1 protein-coding gene and 1 pseudogene are annotated in these 824 nt (G+C 50.2%); both read left to right on the top strand.

All coding sequences use genetic code 11. From position 1 onward, the window contains the following. Positions 1 to 530 (top strand): annotated as a pseudogene (locus tag ACS8FC_RS16300) (prepilin-type N-terminal cleavage/methylation domain-containing protein); the annotation flags it as partial. Continuing rightward, positions 530 to 824, top strand: a 295-nt coding sequence (gspI, locus tag ACS8FC_RS16295) for a type II secretion system minor pseudopilin GspI (protein WP_439297545.1), incomplete at its 3' end; no start/stop codon positions are given. The pseudogene ACS8FC_RS16300 and the gene gspI, both read left to right, overlap by 1 nt.

The raw sequence follows: 824 nt of genomic DNA, 5'->3' as shown, positions 1-824 counted from the left end.
ATGAACATCTCACTGATTCACTGAGCTACGTCCGTTTGCTATCAGCTGAGCGTATGCAGCCGATGGGCTTGCGTTTGCAGGCAGATAAGCAGGGACAGGTAGCGCCTGTTATCGTTACCTTATCGAATCCTTATATTGCCTATCAAACGGCTGATATTGCAGTAGATAGCAGGGACAGCCAGCCCAAAAACTCAATGGAGCTGTCTGCTGATTTGAGCAGTATGTCAGACTCTATTGGAGAGACGCAGCCAACACCGAGCTGGGAGGTTGAGTCAGAGGTTAGCTTGCCTGAGCTGCCCGCTGGAGTGAGTATCAGAGTGCAGAGCTTGGATGCTAGTAATTCGGCGAGTACAGGACAGAGGCAAACGCTACAGCCTTGGTTTAGTGATCAAAGCGTGCCGCAGGTATTGTGGTTCGGTACGGGCCAAGCGACGCCTGTCACCATCGAAGTGATTCACGATTCGCGTCTGGTGGGTGAGGTGATTACGATAATGCCCGATGGTAGTATGATGATAGGGCAGGGATTATAGTGAATAAGTTGTCCAAATATTCTGCGACGAAGGCTCAGCCTAAGTCGCTCAAATCTATATCACTCAAGTCTGGGCGCGAGAGTGGCTTTACCTTGATTGAAGTAATGGTTGCCTTAGCCATTCTGGCAGTAGTGGCTGTCGCGGCGAGCCGTGCTAGCAGTGCGTATTTGAAATCGGTTGATATATTGCGCACCCGCACGCTTGCTCATTTTGTCGCACAAAATGCCGCTGCTGATTTGCGTATTCAAGACACATGGTTGACAGCCAACCGTACCCAAACGATTAACGCTCAAG

It is taken from the genome of Psychrobacter sp. 1Y4 (assembly GCF_051847555.1).
This window is presented reverse-complemented; position numbering and strand designations above follow the sequence as displayed.